The organism is Synechococcus sp. MU1648 (genome assembly GCF_023630615.1).
Classification (GTDB): Bacteria; Cyanobacteriota; Cyanobacteriia; order PCC-6307; family Cyanobiaceae; genus Parasynechococcus.
This window is the reverse complement of record NZ_JAKUHI010000003.1, coordinates 166,054-181,378: the sequence shown is the minus strand read 5'-3', so window position 1 is coordinate 181,378 and position 15,325 is coordinate 166,054. Positions and strand designations below refer to the sequence as shown.

General features: G+C 47.7%; 18 protein-coding genes. 14 read left to right on the top strand and 4 right to left on the bottom strand.

The genetic code is table 11. The annotated features are described in order from the left end of the window. The first annotated feature begins 135 nt into the window (after positions 1-135). From NCN06_RS05800 to NCN06_RS05775, 6 genes are all read left to right on the top strand, one after another. Positions 136-1,020, top strand: coding sequence for a phycobilisome linker polypeptide (locus tag NCN06_RS05800; protein WP_226398231.1), 885 nt, complete (start codon positions 136-138; stop codon positions 1,018-1,020). Between the two features lie 55 nt (positions 1,021-1,075). After that, positions 1,076-2,722, top strand: a complete 1,647-nt coding sequence (locus tag NCN06_RS05795; protein ID WP_226398230.1) for a phycobilisome rod-core linker polypeptide — start codon at positions 1,076-1,078, stop codon at positions 2,720-2,722. A 74-nt stretch (positions 2,723-2,796) separates the two neighbouring features. Next, on the top strand, positions 2,797-3,540 hold the full coding sequence (locus NCN06_RS05790; RefSeq protein ID WP_186571399.1) for a phycobilisome rod-core linker polypeptide: 744 nt from the start codon (positions 2,797-2,799) through the stop codon (positions 3,538-3,540). Positions 3,541-3,822: 282 nt separating this feature from the next. Then, complete coding sequence (locus tag NCN06_RS05785) at positions 3,823-4,365, top strand: phycobiliprotein lyase (RefSeq protein ID WP_226398257.1); 543 nt, start codon at positions 3,823-3,825, stop codon at positions 4,363-4,365. Positions 4,366-4,374: 9 nt separating this feature from the next. Next, the gene (locus tag NCN06_RS05780; RefSeq protein ID WP_115093415.1) at positions 4,375-4,989 is read left to right on the top strand and encodes a chromophore lyase CpcT/CpeT; all 615 of its coding nucleotides are present in this window, start codon (positions 4,375-4,377) and stop codon (positions 4,987-4,989) included. 1 nt (position 4,990) lies between these two features. Continuing rightward, complete coding sequence (locus tag NCN06_RS05775; RefSeq protein WP_226398229.1) at positions 4,991-5,296, top strand: CpeR family transcriptional regulator; 306 nt, start codon at positions 4,991-4,993, stop codon at positions 5,294-5,296. A gap of 8 nt (positions 5,297-5,304) precedes the next feature. On the opposite strand, the gene NCN06_RS05770 is transcribed toward NCN06_RS05775, so the two are convergent. From NCN06_RS05770 to NCN06_RS05760, 3 genes are all read right to left on the bottom strand, one after another. After that, positions 5,305-5,538: a Nif11-like leader peptide family natural product precursor gene (locus tag NCN06_RS05770; protein WP_186571396.1), complete on the bottom strand. Its 234-nt coding sequence runs from the start codon at positions 5,536-5,538 to the stop codon at positions 5,305-5,307. A 61-nt stretch (positions 5,539-5,599) separates the two neighbouring features. Next, entirely contained in the window at positions 5,600-5,881 is a 282-nt protein-coding gene (locus tag NCN06_RS05765) for a Nif11-like leader peptide family natural product precursor (RefSeq protein WP_186571395.1), read from the bottom strand. Positions 5,882-5,883: 2 nt separating this feature from the next. Further along, positions 5,884-6,204 carry a hypothetical protein gene (locus tag NCN06_RS05760; RefSeq protein ID WP_186571394.1) on the bottom strand — a complete coding sequence of 107 codons (321 nt, stop codon included), beginning with the start codon at positions 6,202-6,204 and terminating at the stop codon, positions 5,884-5,886. 242 nt (positions 6,205-6,446) lie between these two features. Here NCN06_RS05760 and NCN06_RS05755 point away from each other — a divergent pair, with 242 nt between their 5' ends. The 7 genes from NCN06_RS05755 to NCN06_RS05725 all read left to right on the top strand — a co-directional run bounded on the left by NCN06_RS05755 (position 6,447) and on the right by NCN06_RS05725 (position 13,393). Beyond that, a complete protein-coding gene (locus NCN06_RS05755; protein WP_226398228.1) occupies positions 6,447-7,643 on the top strand; it encodes a HEAT repeat domain-containing protein in 1,197 nt (398 codons plus the stop codon). Positions 7,644-7,820: 177 nt separating this feature from the next. Continuing rightward, positions 7,821-8,357 (top strand): phycoerythrin subunit beta, encoded by a 537-nt coding sequence (gene cpeB / locus NCN06_RS05750; RefSeq protein ID WP_006850273.1) that lies wholly within the window; start codon positions 7,821-7,823, stop codon positions 8,355-8,357. A gap of 46 nt (positions 8,358-8,403) precedes the next feature. Further along, on the top strand, positions 8,404-8,901 hold the full coding sequence (gene cpeA, locus NCN06_RS05745) for a C-phycoerythrin subunit alpha (protein ID WP_115022927.1): 498 nt from the start codon (positions 8,404-8,406) through the stop codon (positions 8,899-8,901). Positions 8,902-9,252: 351 nt separating this feature from the next. After that, positions 9,253-10,122 carry a phycobilisome rod-core linker polypeptide gene (locus NCN06_RS05740; RefSeq protein ID WP_226398227.1) on the top strand — a complete coding sequence of 290 codons (870 nt, stop codon included), beginning with the start codon at positions 9,253-9,255 and terminating at the stop codon, positions 10,120-10,122. Positions 10,123-10,279: 157 nt separating this feature from the next. After that, entirely contained in the window at positions 10,280-11,176 is an 897-nt protein-coding gene (locus NCN06_RS05735; RefSeq protein WP_226398226.1) for a HEAT repeat domain-containing protein, read from the top strand. A 264-nt stretch (positions 11,177-11,440) separates the two neighbouring features. After that, positions 11,441-12,424 (top strand): helix-turn-helix transcriptional regulator, encoded by a 984-nt coding sequence (locus NCN06_RS05730; RefSeq protein WP_226398225.1) that lies wholly within the window; start codon positions 11,441-11,443, stop codon positions 12,422-12,424. A gap of 3 nt (positions 12,425-12,427) precedes the next feature. After that, entirely contained in the window at positions 12,428-13,393 is a 966-nt protein-coding gene (locus NCN06_RS05725; RefSeq protein WP_226398224.1) for a helix-turn-helix transcriptional regulator, read from the top strand. A 32-nt stretch (positions 13,394-13,425) separates the two neighbouring features. On the opposite strand, the gene NCN06_RS05720 is transcribed toward NCN06_RS05725, so the two are convergent. Then, positions 13,426-14,577 carry a HEAT repeat domain-containing protein gene (locus tag NCN06_RS05720; protein WP_226398223.1) on the bottom strand — a complete coding sequence of 384 codons (1,152 nt, stop codon included), beginning with the start codon at positions 14,575-14,577 and terminating at the stop codon, positions 13,426-13,428. Positions 14,578-14,979: 402 nt separating this feature from the next. On the opposite strand from NCN06_RS05720, the gene NCN06_RS05715 reads away from it, so the two are divergent. Next, entirely contained in the window at positions 14,980-15,324 is a 345-nt protein-coding gene (locus tag NCN06_RS05715; RefSeq protein WP_115093405.1) for a Nif11-like leader peptide family natural product precursor, read from the top strand. The last annotated feature ends 1 nt before the right edge of the window (position 15,325 follow it).

Sequence of the window (15,325 nt, the reverse complement as noted above, 5' to 3'; positions counted from 1 at the left end):
CCGCCGAGATCGCAGTCACGGGCCAGGAATCACTGCGTGACGCAACAGTTGGACACAATGGATTGAGGTTTATAAAGAATCCTCTTCGAGCGCAAACTTCTGGAGGACTATTAGTCGAAGCCATGCGAGTAATTCATGCCTTTCGGTCCAGCCTCGCTTCTCGGGGTCGAACGCTTCTCTGAGGAGAGCGAAGCCCCCCTCGAGCTGATCCCAGGCGATGAGGACGCCAGGAAAGAACAGATCATCCGAGCCGTTTACAAGCAAGTGCTCGGGAATGCCTATGTGATGGACAGTGAGCGGCAGGTTGTAGAGGAATCCCAGTTCAAGCTTGGTGAAATCAGCGTCAGAGAGCTGGTGGGCCGCATTGCCAAAAGCGACCTGTATCGCAGCCGCTTCTTCGATAACTGCGCGCGTTACCGCTACATCGAACTGGCCTTCCGCCATCTTTTAGGCCGCGCACCTGCTGACTACGCCGAAATGCGTGAGCACGCCGATCGCCTGGACAGCAAGGGATATGAAGCTGATATCGACAGCTTTCTGAATAGCGAGGAATACCAAAACACCTTCGGCGAATGGACGGTCCCGTATCAGCGGGGCTGGAAAACCGAAAGCTGTGCAACCTTGCAGGAATTCACCTGGAGCTTCCAGTTGCTGCGCGGCAACAGCAGCAGCAGCCTCAAGGGTGATCTTGCAGGCAACAGCAGCAAGCTGGGAGGTGCGGCTTATCTGAACCGAGCCATCGCGGTGGTTCCCCCGTCCTCCAAAGAAACCGCTGGCTGGAGTTTCCGGCCGTCCCCCAACCTTCAGGACGCACCAACGCGTCTCGGAGCTGGCGCAAGCGATCAAGGCCTCACTTATCGGGTCGAGGTCACGGCCTACAAAGCCAACAATGTCAGGCGGATTTCCCGCTACACCCGCGGCAACCGGGTCTTCTACGTGCCGTTCGACAAGCTCTCCGAGCAGTTCAAACGCATCCATAACGAAGGCGGCAAGATCGCCAGCATTACGCCGGTGACCTAAAAGCCTCGACCGCACTCATCTCGACGCCCACGCCCCCTCTCCCCTCAGCAAAACAATGGCCAACACACAATCTTCTCTTGGCTTCGGCACAACCACCAAGTGGAGTGATCCTGTTCGCTTCCAGCGCAAGGGAGTAGACCAAACCGCTGCTCTCACCATTGGTGAGTTCCTGAAGCAGTCGTGTGATCAGATGGCGATTGGGGTTGGTCCACGCACTCATGCTGACTGCCCCCATCGCGTCACGAGCGAGTGCTACAGCCCAGAAGATGTGGCGTCACTGGAGACAGTAATCAGTGCTTCTTATCGACAGGTTTTTGGCAACGCCCATGTGATGGATTTCGAGCGGTGCTCGGAATTGGAAGCTCAGCTTCGGGACGGTCGTTTGACCGTGCGTGAATTCGTTCGTGGACTGGCCAAGTCGAGCTTCTACAAGGACCGTTTCTTCAGAAGCGTTGCGCCGCAAAGGGGTGTCGAGCTGAATTGCAAGCACCTGTTAGGCCGAGCACCTGAAACACAGGCCGAAATCTCAGCCAAAATCGCCCTGCTGGCAGCACACGGTCACGATGGCCTGGTCGACAGCATCATTGACTCCGCGGAATACCTCGAGGTCTTCGGCAGCGATGTTGTCCCCTATGCCCGTTCATGGTCTTCACCCGCTGACCTGTCGACAGCAGCCTTCCCAATGCTGGCCGCTCTGCAAAAGAGCTTTGCAGGCAGTGATAGTGCCCGCGGCGCAGGTCCAGCGCTGACCCGCAGCCTTGCCAATGGTGTGGCTCCTCGCATCAGCCTGCCAAGTCAGCCCGTTGGTCTGCGTCCATCGTCCGGAAGCTACACCTCCACCCAATTCAGCAGCAAAGCACCTGGCATCACCTCAGGCAAAGACTCCGGACCAATGCGCGGCGATGTGTATGTCACCTTTGGTCTTGGCCAGCGAGAGCAAGAGACTTTCCAACGTTGCCCTGGTGACGGCCCCGATCAACTCGCTGCGCTGATTCGTTCCACCTACAAGCAAGTGATGGGCAACCCCCATCTGATGGAGTTCGAACGGGTTATTTCCGCAGAGAGCAAATTCATCGACGGCTTCCTAAGCACACGTGAATTCGTTCGTGCCGTTGGCCTATCAGCCGAATACAAGCGCCGTTTCTTCGAAACCAGTGCGCCATATCGATTCATCGAGCTGAACTTCAAACATTTCCTGGGAAGGGCTCCGCAGTCCCAGGCCGAAATCAGCGAGCACACCAAGATTCTCGCCGAAGGAGGCTATGAGGCTGAAATCGCTAGCTACGTCGACAGCGCGGAATACCAGAACACCTTTGGTGAAGACACAGTTCCGTTCGCTCGGATCCTTACAGAAAGCGGCCGCTCTCAGGTTGACTTCAACCGTCAACTGAGCCTGGCAGAAGGATTTGCGGCGAGCGATACGGTGCTGGGCAGCTCCGCATTGGTGAGTTCAGTGGCCACAGGCCTGGCTCCCAGCGGCTGGAGCAAAACCACCAGCCGGGCAAACCGCACCGGTACACAGTCTGGTGCCCCAGATCCCACCAAAAAGCGTTTCCGCATTGTTGTTGCTTCGCAGGCAGCTCGCTCACGTCAACGCACGGCTGGTAACAGCTACGTGGTGTCCGGCAAAGACATGAGCAGCCAGATGAAGTACATCCATGCCCGCGGAGGCAAGATCGTTTCCATCACTGAGGTGATGTAAGGGCAAATCAGTTGCCGCTACTGGGAGCTACTGCATGAAGCAGCTCCCTCAAATCACCTTCTAATCACATCATCATGACTGAGCCAACAACTCTTTCCTCGGCTGCCAACGTCGACACAACACATGCTTCGGATGTGATTCGACAAGCGTACCGCCAGGTTTTTGGGAATCGACACCTGATGGAACTCGACGTGAACGCCTCGATCGAGGCCTTGTTCATGAATGGAGATTTGACAGTCCAAGGATTGGTAACGGCTCTCGCGCAGTCAGAAACATACAAAAAGCTTTTTTTAGAAACCAACAGCCCATACCGCTTTGTTGAACTGAACTTCAAGCATCTCCTTGGCCGTCCACCCCGTGACCAAGCAGAATTGATGAGTCATGTCCGCCTCCTGCAAGAAGAAGGATATGAAGCAGAGATCGCTAGTTACACCTATAGCGATGAGTATCTTGGGGCCTTTGGCATCGACCAAGTTCCTTACAACCGGGCCACACAGAGCGTCGTTGGCGGAAGCACGCTCTTCTTCACACGAGCAAGAGCTTTGGATGCCGGTTATGCCGGATACGACAACGCAGAAACAGATTCAAAGCTCTTGAATAGCCTCTGCACTGAAAGTTCACCTGAGGCACAGGATCGTAGAGGTGTTGGTAATGCCGGCTCGTTGACCATCAACTGGACATCCCCCCGTCAAGTTGGTGCCAACCGCAGAGTGGTCCAGAAATCAGTGGTGAACCAAACGTCCATGTCGGCAACCATCAAAACAATCTTGTCTCAGGGAGGCAAGATCCTTTCTATTGCGAAGGTTAACTCCTTTTGATTTTCGTAGAATTATCGTTGGCTCATCAGTGATGATGGCAAGATAATCAAACATCAGCCACAGTAGCCGTCCGGCCGCCAACTACAGGAGCAACAACCTTTCTAAACATGCCTATTCTCCGCCCACCATCAAGTGAACACCCAAGCAGGAACACAACATTCCTGCAATCTGTAGCGTCGACTCCCATGGCCATGTCCATGATGGTGGATTCAATGGTTAACATGATGCAGATAAACCGTCCTTCACTGGATGAGCTCAACCCAGAAAGCAACACAACCTCGCATGACGATTGAGCAATTTGTTGCTCAAAGTTCAGGCAAGTGGCGCTCAATGCGATCAGGGCACTCTCTAGCTTTTCAACAGTTTGAAGAAGTTCTTAGCGAAGTCACAATAGAAGAGATCGATAAAGAAAACACCGCGGTACAACAGCTAATTGAATCATCAATTATCGCGAACCAAGATGAGCACTTGGTTACATCACCATTCAGGATGGAGTGGTGTGCAGAAAGCGACTGGGAGCCCGAAGATCCGTCAGAAGTGTCATCAGGATCTTGCATTATTGTTCCTCTAACAAAAGACAATTACTCAGGAAAATTAATCAGAAGCGTTGGATACGCAGAATCTGAGGCCGCAATATCTGAATATCAATTTTTGGATGATGGTACATTTACCCTTACAACTCAATACGAGCAATCAATTGCGGAAGAAAGAATCTGGTTTGTTTCAGAAAATGTTCGCTGCAGATCCTCCGTCTTGAGAACATCTGCCGGATCAGGGATACTACAAACTTCGTTTGCATCCGAAGTCAGACGCATTAAGGCGTAGAGACACAAGATGAAGATGGATTTAGCCATTGCCGAATTCGCGAAGACTCTCGCTGGTGTTTACGACAACATCGAGCAGTCACAACAAAATCCAAAGGATTTTGCTCGAATCAATATCTTTTTTCGACCCTTACCGTGGCACGTCTTCCAAGGGCCTGGCTTTTATTCTGAACAATGTTACGACTATGCACCTTGGGATCCCTATAGACAGGGAATTCATCGTTTAACTGCAAGCAAAGAATCATTCATAGTAGAGAACTACGGATTTGCTAACCCGAGAAGATTGGCTGGAGCAGGTCGTGATGCCGAACTCATGAAAGACATCAACACTGCAACCTTAAAAAAACGGTGTGGATGTGCAATGCATTTCCAACAAGAAAAAGCAGGTCATTACATCGGAAAAGTTGAACCGGGAAAAAACTGCTTAGTTCCACGAGACGGAAAACTAACTTATCTTGTTAGCGAAGTTGAAGTGGATCAAGAAAATTGGATCAGCCGTGATCGAGGATTTGACCCCAAGACAGATGAACAGATCTGGGGATCCGAGCATGGCCTTCTAAAATTCAAGAGAATTAAAAGTTTCTCCGAAGAAATCACTGATGAGTGGCTAAATAGCAAAGCCTGAGATGCAGGATACACAAAAACAAATGAAAGCATGGATACGTTCTCAGCATCTAATATGCGTTGGAACGGACTTTATCTTCGAAACTGTTGATCAAACGCAGCTAGAAAAGTTTGACTATTGCATACAAGCAATTGGCGGAAGAATTAGAACAGTTAAAGCTATCGGGAATTGGCCCATGGGACCAAGGCGATCATTCAAAATACTACAAGCCACCGCAAGTGTACCCAGACCAGGGGGAGAAGACCTTGTCACATATTGGGCCAAAAAAGGCAGCAAATCAACAAGATATTCAGAAATCAATTCTTGAGGAATATCTTACTCTTCAAACCATCCCATCCACGTATCCTGAGTAAAGTCAGTATGTTTGCTCCACTTTCTCAAAATTGCAGAAGAGTCGATTTCAAAACCATTAGCGGCAGCAATATCGATTACTTGATCTTGATTAAGAGCGGCTTTAATTTGAGCTTTTAGGTCAGGATTTTGGCGAACCAAAGCAATAAAAGCTTCTAAAGCATTGTCTTGATTTGCGCTAATGGCAGAATTGGTCATCTTGAGCCTCTGAAATCATAGAAATGAGTCTAGACGGAACGACTGCAAACAGGCAGTACAGCTAGGCACCATCCATCAACATAGCTCTCCAAGCAGCAACCCTACGGAAAGCCCATGACCAATGATCGTTCGTAATGGTTTGAATGGATAAGGCTTCAGATTCGGACAAAATAACTGCATCTAATTCGACATACTGAAGCCAAGCCGAAATTGAAAACACATAATCACGTGAGGCTGCATAATCAACAATATCTTGATCAGTCTCACAGGCCTTCAATCCAGTGGCCATGGCATGGTCGTAAACAACCAGATCAATAAACTGCTCAATAACAGAATTCGACATCGTCAGCAGCTTTCAATCCAAAGTGCAAAATTGACCTTTTCACAAATCATCTGCAGAACCAAAGGGCCTCCAGGGCATCGCAACAAACGCCAGGGAATATTTTTCTCCAATACACCAGAGTCAATAGTGATTTTAGGGGGACTTGTTGCCTGCTCATAAGGAATCAGTGCTGAGCCAGTGAGCGCAGGCTCTACCTGTTTAACAATGTCTGTCAATTGAGCCAAATCAACAACCAAATTAAGTTGATTTTGAACCTCTATTGAACTCTGAACAGCTTGCACGAACCTTGGAAGTGCTTGCTCAAGCTCAGGCGAAACAGGCATGGTGTCAAACTTCTCTTCACTACAATAACAGAAGGGAAGGATGCGTTAAAGCTGAAACCAGAAGAACGGCGATATACATTAATCATGAATCAATTACCTCTAAGCGGGATATATCGATGCTATTGTCAAAAGGACAATGGAACTCCTAAGCCGCTGCAGGCTCAGACATGATCAAGCTCAATTTGGAGCTCCACTAGCAGCTGGCAACGAAATCCAGGTTTTTCTTTAACGACCCCTGAGACATGGCCGAGAGATTCGACAACTTGGTTGAAGGCTTGACTGAGGAGCAGGCTATGGCTGTCATCTTGGCTGATCCAGACACACTTGAGAGGCCGGTTGATAAATACATGGCCGCGACAAGACTCGGCGCGAGCAACACTGAAGAATCCCTCGAAGTGCTGATTAAAGCTTCAGAGTTAGATCCGGAACATCTCTATAATCGCATCACCCGACGCAAGGCAATCGACGCCCTTGGTAGAAGAAAAAGCACAAAAGCTCTGCCCTCTCTTTTTCGCGCATTGACCTGTAGTGACGAAGCAGCAGTCATCAATTCAGTAGAGGCAATTACAAAAATAGGAGCCCCACTAACTGAAACAGACCAAGAAAAATTACTGGGTGCACTCGAAGGAGAAGATATTCAGAAAAGAGCTGTCATTCAGGCCTTCTGTCGATTGGGAGTCTCCGGAGTCATCGACAGCATCAGACCACTTGCTGAAGACTGCAATCCACTGGTGGCTGGTGCAGCAAGAGCATACTTATCAAAAGTTACCCTGCAATCCAAAGGGCTGGATGTACTCATTCCTCAATTGGTCGATCCAATCGCAGGGAGAAGGCGTTCTGCCGTTATCGATCTCGGTGATGCTGGCGATGTATCAAGACTAGAGGCTCTCGTAACCGCACCTGTCTCGATGTCGTTGCGCGCTAGGAGTGCATTTCAGTTGGTCGACCCAGACAAGAAATGTCAAATTCCCGATAGGTATACCGACTTGATCACACAACTCCTACAAGACAACCCCCAACAACTGAAACTTAGGCAGGAGTGGATTTGCGCCGTCGAACCGACGGAGATCGAAAACAACCTCCAGCATCGCGATGAAGCACGTCAGTACGGAGGAGCTTCAAGCTTGATGGCCATGGCCATGCCAGAAAGACTGATCTTGATTGACGACATCAAAGAAAAACTATGGAGCGATTATGTAACGCACTATTACCTAACAGCCGTTGTAAGCCTTCAGGGTTTGGGGGAGCGAAGCGAACTCATCAGGCTTGCCTTGGCTGAAACGATTCCTCAATACACAAAATCGCGAATTGCGGCGGCCTGGGGATGCCTCCGCTTGGGCCTTGTGGACCAGAAGCCTCTGCTGGAGGAGCTTTCGGCCAATGCCTTCTGGCTACCACTGAAATGGAGCTGCCAACAAGTCCTTAAACAGATGTCATAAAGCGGGGCACAAAGAGATGAATAATCAAAGGATGGTTGGCGGAAAAAACTTCACTAATTTTTCCTTTGTCAACTTGTGTGTCCTGACGACGGTGTTCAGGAAGTCGGTCTGGAAAGCAGGGGTATGTTCATTCGTGATGCGGAATGCATCTCCCCAAACAACGTATTCCACAACCCCATGCTCGACGCATTCTCCCGGGCTGCTGTCTCGGCCGATTCCAGCGGCTCCTTCATTGGTGGCGGCGAACTTGCCTCTCTGAAGTCCTTCATTGCTGATGGCAACAAGCGCCTTGACGCTGTGAACGCCATCACTTCCAACGCCAGCTGCATCGTGTCAGACGCCGTCGCCGGCATCTGCTGCGAGAACACCGGCCTGACAGCCCCTAACGGTGGTGTTTACACCAACCGCAAAATGGCTGCTTGCCTGCGCGACGGCGAGATCGTTCTGCGCTACGTCTCCTACGCACTGCTCGCCGGTGACGCTTCTGTGCTGCAGGACCGCTGCCTGAACGGTCTCCGCGAGACCTATGCAGCTCTGGGCGTTCCTACCGGATCCGCCGCTCGCGCTGTTGCCATCATGAAGGCAGCCGCCAGTGCTCTGATCACCAACACCAACAGCCAGCCCAAGAAGATGGCTCTGACTTCTGGTGATTGCGCCAGCCTGTCTGGTGAAGCTGCTAGCTACTTCGACATGGTGATCAGCGCCATCAGCTGAGCCAGAGATTGATTTTCTGCACACCTGAACAACCTTCTTCTTAATCATGAAGTCCGTCATCACCACCGTCGTCGGCGCAGCCGACAGCGCATCCCGCTTCCCCACCGCCTCCGACATGGAGTCCGTCCAGGGCTCCATCCAGCGTGCTTCTGCTCGTCTGGAAGCTGCTGAGAAACTCGCCAGCAACTACGACCAGGTCGCTCAGGAAGCTGTCGACGCTGTCTACAGCCAGTACCCCAACGGTGCCACCGGCCGTCAGCCCCGTAAGTGCGCCACCGAAGGCAAAGAGAAGTGCAAGCGTGACTTCGTTCACTACCTGCGTCTGATCAACTACTGCCTGGTCACCGGCGGCACCGGCCCTCTGGATGAGCTGGCCATCAATGGTCAGAAAGAGGTCTACAAGGCTCTCAGCATCGATGCTGGTACCTACGTGGCTGGTTTCTCCCACATCCGCTCCCGTGGTTGCGCCCCTCGCGACATGAGCGCTCAGGCTCTGACCGCTTACAACCAGCTGCTCGACTACGTGATCAACTCCCTGGGCTGATCATCAGTTCAAGCTGAGTGATTTTTTGATCTGACTGAGGGGGTGGGCCAAAAGCCCACCCCTTTTTATTTTCAAGATCAAAAATCTGACATTAACAAGTCAGAAATACTCAGTCAATAACACCAAAAGGCCACAAAAGCCAAGATACTAATAGCCAATCAGGCAGTAGTGAGAACATTCATCGACGAAATGATTACTCAAGGTGACCTCAAGTGAAAGGTCTTCATTTAATCCTAGATGAAACATCACTGAACTTAAGTTTCCAGCTCGCTTGCAAGTAACGACAAATTCGTGAGCTTCTAAGCACGTTGGAAAAGGTCACTGTTATTAATCTATTCACTATTTTCCCCCATGCTAAGCACACAAACTAGTCCAGCAGGTATGGCTGCAGCAAGCCGCACCAAACCAGCGTCTTACTCCATGCCCAGCAAGGCTGGAAAAAACACAGTTCATCGGACTGTTGCTGGAGCCATTGCTGAGTTCAAACGCAACACCTGTTCCCAGATGGGCCTTGGCATTGGTCCTCGGCTTCATAGCGAATGTCCCTTTGCGGTGACTTTCGACGAGTATCACCCAAGCAGCAATGAAGCACTCGAGCGCACGATCATTGCCGCCTACAGGCAGGTATACGGAAACCTGCCTCCCACTGAAAACGAGCGTTGCACTTCGCTTGAGGTGCGCTTGATGAACGGAGAAATTACAGTCCGCGACTTTGTTAACGGCCTGGCAAAATCTCCTTTCTACAAGGAAAATTATTTCCATAGTGTCGCCCCCCAACGTGGGATTGAACTGAACTTCAAACACCTACTAGGACGGGCACCCCTCACTCAAGAGGAAGTTCAAAACAGCATCAAGCTTCAAGCAGAAGAGGGATTTGATGCTCTGATTGACAGCCTCACAGATTGCGCAGAATATGCCGAGGTGTTTGGATCAGACATCGTTCCTTACATGCGAGCAGGCGATTCCTACGCAGGAATGATGACCAGCTCCTTCAGCATGATGCGCGAGCTTGCCGGCACAAAGGTTGCCGTTAGTGACAACGCACAAGGACGTCGGAGTCGCACCACGACGCAACTGGCTGCGGCTGCGATCAGCATGATGAAGCCGATCTTTAAGGGCGCACCAACGCTGCCCCAACAAAAGTACGGCGGACATCAGCCTCCCAGGAGAACCGGCGCTGCCCCCTTCCGTCCCTTCGGCGTTAAGCCATTGCCATATTGATGAACATGAATTAGGCACCGAAATGCCATCACTTCTGCCCCCTTTCCAGGAAGGGGGCATTTTTGTGCCCACGCGGCGACACTGCAAAGCCCCACAAGCCGGTAGGTGCCTGATCAGAGTCGCTTAGATTGCGACTCAACGAAGTTGGACGTCCACCGTGCTCCAGGATTTCAGCGATATCTCATCAATAAGCGAAAGCCAACTCACGGAAGAAGAAGCACAGCAGCTTGCTGATGAGCTCAGCACACAGTTAGGTGAAGGTGAAATCCCTCAATCAGATGCAGAGTCACTCGAGCGAATGGTCGCCGGTCTCGGAGATGCGAGAGGAGCTCTGCGACTCACCTTTGCAAAAAGTCTTGGCGCAGTAGGAGACAAAGCTATACCCATACTCTGTAAAGCACTTCGAAGTCACCAGAATGTCATCGTCAGGAGAGCATCAGCAAAGACGCTCAATTTAATAGGACAAAAGGAAGCTCTCCCTTTTCTGCTCGAAGCCTTTTTAGAAGACAGTGATCCAGTTGTACTCGGATCTTCTGCTGGAGCAATGGCAACCATTGGACCCGACGCCATGGATTCCTTACTAGGAATCCTGAAAAATCCAGACTGCACACCATTTCAGGTTGGCTTGATCAACCTGGCGCTAAGTTTCATTGGTGCAAAAGCACCCGAGGCATTGCTAGAGGCTGCAGATTCAGACGTATCTGAAGTTCGAGTTGCTGCAATTTCAGCTTTAGGAGATCAAATACAAAAAAGTGATGATCCTCGGGCACAAATCAGAGTATTCAAAGCACTAGATGACATCTCATCGGAGGTGAGAGCAGAAGCAGTTACCCTGATTGGAAAATCATGCGATGCAGAAGATGTTGAACATATGCTGTGCAAAAAGCTGATTGACGAAGACAATCAGGTACGCAAGAATACTGCAATGGCGCTGATGAAATTAGAAGCGTATAATTCAGTAGAAAGCATAGAAAGGGCAAAGTCAGCAGAAACAGATGAGTCAGTACAAGCAGTATTCAATGTTGCAATCAACATACTAAGTAGAGATTTATAAGAACACAGGAGCAAATACGAATAAGAGGGCCAAAGCATTAAAAGGATGCCCTAAGCAGCCCAACTTCTACTCCGCATAACATAAATAGAAGGAATTCAAGCAAATCTGATAAGAAGCGGATAGTAGCAAGTGAAAATTTAATCTTCAAGAAAAACATCAAGCTTCGTACGCATGAGCCCCAAAAACCATAGAGTAGAAAAAATAAGCTGAAAGGTCTTGCGAAGAAAACGATCGCGGAATTATGTTTTTTGCGATACGCTCGAAATGGAAGAGTTTTGCAAGGCACATTTTGAGGAATATCATTCAACCTCCAGCTTCGGCTGCAATGTAACTCAGTTAAGCACCGGAATTCTAGAAACGCAGACCACTTGCTCACCAATTCAAGATGTCCATCTTGAAATTTTCAAATCCAACCAAACACTGCTCTACGAGGAAGAAGCTAATACAAAATCAGTATCGTTCTGCTGGCTAGATAGTTTGGCGACAACTAATAAGGAGGCACTTACAACAATAAGTGGCCACCAGATGACGAGAAATAGTATTGCCGGATTCAATCGGATCAACAAAACAGGAGGAAATATCTGGGACATTGTGGGAGCAAATGAAGAGCTTTGCTGCATGAGTTTAAAATGGAATAAATTACAAGAAAGAATAAATAAATTGAATGCATTTAATGCCTATGCAAGGCTCGAAGAATGCATTGGAATTGACTCGGATGATCGTGCCAGCACTCAACTCAAAAAATTATTCCATGATCATTTCAACGGCCAGCCATCAAAGAAACCGAATTCCTTTTACGATCTAGCAATCATATTTCTTGACAATGAAGACAATCAATCAGCATCTGATGCACATCGGTGTGAGTCAACAGACCTCATAGAAGACATGGTCAAACTGATTCACGAAGATCGTGCAGGAATGCCGCCAATCACACTCGAAGAAATCACTGAATACCTCAATTCAAATAGAGACTCTCTAAATACTACATGTCGAAGAATTTTCAACATGGATGTAATTGAGCTTGTCAGAAGAATACGTTTGGAGCAGACCCGCAAGGCATTTTTAACTCCCCATTCCTCAACCGGACTCAAAGAATTTACAAAGAAAAGAACAGCACTTTACTATGGTTTCAAAAACTGGAGAAAGTTTGAGCACTCCTACTCTTTGTATTATGGAGAAACTCCCAGTCAAACAATAGATCGATCAAATAGGAATATATATTCATTCAGTGCTTGGAAGGGAGAATAAAGGATGAAAACAACTTTTGAATTTCGTGATCCACTAGAGATTTCTGAAGAGCTGGCAAAACTTGGTCAACTTACAAAAATAACGCAGCTAGATGGTGGCAATGGTATCTATACGATGCAAGCCGCAACTGCCAATAAAGTATCACTTGCAGAAATATCTGCCAACAAAACCTTGCTGTACGAGGGATGGGGCAATGGTGTTACCATCGACTTCAATTGGATTACTCCAAAAATAGACATTCAAGATGCCTTTGGATATTGTGATGGATTTAAAATGGCGCATAATAGTCTAGCTGGATTTGGAACTATTAACTCAGTACCAGGGAATGCATGGGGAAAATATTCCAGTGAATGCTCTAGTACTGGTTGCATGATTGATAAAAAACTACTCCTTGAATTGCTTGAAAACTGCAAAGCATACGATGGACTCGAAAGACTCACGAGTGATCAGGGAGTTTATTCCAATAATAATGCCCTAGGCCAACTCAAAAGATTAGCGAGAAAAGAGGTATCGTCAGGAATTCAGACGCCAGAAAAATACTTTGACCTAGTAATAGCATGCCTCGAAGAACCAATGAGTGAACAAAATAGTCATGGACAAAAAAATATCGGTCAATTAAGAGAAATCATCAGCCTTGCCCATAGCCAAAAGTCTATGGAATCTCCTCTATCGTTGCTTGAAGTGTGCAAACATATCAACACAAGCCAGGCATCATTATATCGCGTCTGTCAGGAATTCTTTGGCATGGGAATCATTGAGCTGATGACACATATTAGGCTAGAAGAATCGAGGAGAATGATGCTCAACAAGGAAGCTCGTCAGAAATTAAAACTATACTCAATTCGAGATATTGCGATTAAATATGGGTTTAAACATCAAGGAAGATATGCGCGACGTTACTACACTGCCTTTGGTGAACTTCCAAGTCAAACCATAGAAAAGTCGAGGCAGTACAAGTTACCTTTCTAAACAGCTAATCAAAACAATAAAGGATCAGCCCTCTACAACTTGCGTAAAACCTCTGCACATGTCCATCGAAGAGGTTCCCAACTAGACATCATAAATAAATTTTCAATCTCACTGCGACATTCGGATAAACCTAAGTTTAAACATCCCCAAGTGGCTGCAATTTTTGATTTTGCATACTGTGGAGCTGGCTCTGATAATGATTCCTTGGTAATGAAAGATAATTCTGTTAATCCAAGTTGAGAGATCAAACAGTTAACTTGATAGTGAACGCCATAGTCGGAGCCATGATTCTCCCAAATAGAGTTGATTGCCTCCGCTAGACCAGCAACCGGCCAAGTAAACAAGGTTTTTGCACCCGAATACTGGCGTTCTTCGTCTCTATGCCTTAGTAAGTCGCAGACTTCTTTTAAATCAACAGGTACGTCAACACTTTGCGTGAAACAGAGATGACGAGAATCATCCTGCAACATTTGATTGATCAGGTTTCTTTGGGATTCAGTTTTAATCTTTGGAGTTATCTTGAACGCACTTTTAGCTCTTAAGGGCATTGAAACGGCTACTTTTGCAATATTCGACAAAAGAGACGGCTCACCAGCATCACCAATATCAATAACCGACGATCTCCGATAAATAACATTGGTATTTTCGAGGTGATCTGTAAGAGTCTGCAACTTGCTCTTATCACCTTGAACTCTTATTGAATAAGCGATAGATGCGCCATTAACCAATATATTTGGATTGCTCTGTTGCTTAGAGATTATCCCATTACTGTCATGCATCTCCAAACGACTAAAGCACTGAATTGCAACACGCTTCAGCACATCTGATCCATCTTGAATGATCTTTAAAAGAGATGATTTAAACTGAGAATCAAGTGGAACGCCAAAATTAATCAACGTATCAACCGCATTAACAATCGTCTGCTCATCGCTACTAGACATAGCATCATAAATGGTAGGCAATGTACTGAGATCACGTCGACGTCCTAGTGCTTCAATAGATTTGCGGCGTGTAATAGAGTCAAAAATATTTTCTCGGTCCCCAGTGGCAGCTAAAACTAACGCGTCAAGAGAGTCTCGCGAAGAACAAGCTCCCAGCCTTGTCGCTGCAATATACTTAATGCCCGGATTATCGAGAGTATTAATATTTTGTGAAAGCAATCCAATGGCCTGCTGTTCATCCATCCACGAAAATAAAGTATCAAATCTCTGCGAGTTAGGCACCATGCGAAACGCGTATATTTATTTCTAACAGGGGAATTTATCTATAACGATGAATTGGTAAGAATTGACCCGTGCACCAGCAAGATTGATAATTAATGGATATCTAGCTTAAGAAGAATAAAGCGAAGCAAGTAATCAGAGCACGATGAGAATTTCATCCATTGCATAGGCACCAAGAAGCAACAAGCCAATCTCAAAATCATGCTTGGTTAATACTTTACTTTTTACACAGAAGCCTGGCAAAGCAGACGGGGCTTGACATCCAAGGAGCATGAAAAGCCCTCTGGACTCTCCATAAGCAAAACAACCCTGATAAGAAGCGGATACATGCTGGTAAAATATGGATAAGCAACTAGATTCTCTATGTCGCGTGCTGAATTCATACGCTTTCTTGAAGTTCTAGAAGAAGATTTGCCATTCAGAGCTCTTTTCCAGGAAGCTGAGCCCGAGGAAATTCTCAAGCTCGCAGATGAACATGGATTTATCTTTTCGGATGAGATAAAGGGTCGTTTCCTGAATCGATGGGCAGGTGTCTATTTCTGCCCATTTGCTAATGATGTGGGAAGATTATGCCCAAAAATGGTGCCGGAAGGATTTAGCACACTCCTACATTATTCACAGACAACATGTGCCAAAGAGGATAAAGTAGAACGTTTCGATTTTCGTGCGGGAGGCTATTATGAAGGAGTAAAAACAGTAACTGGATAAA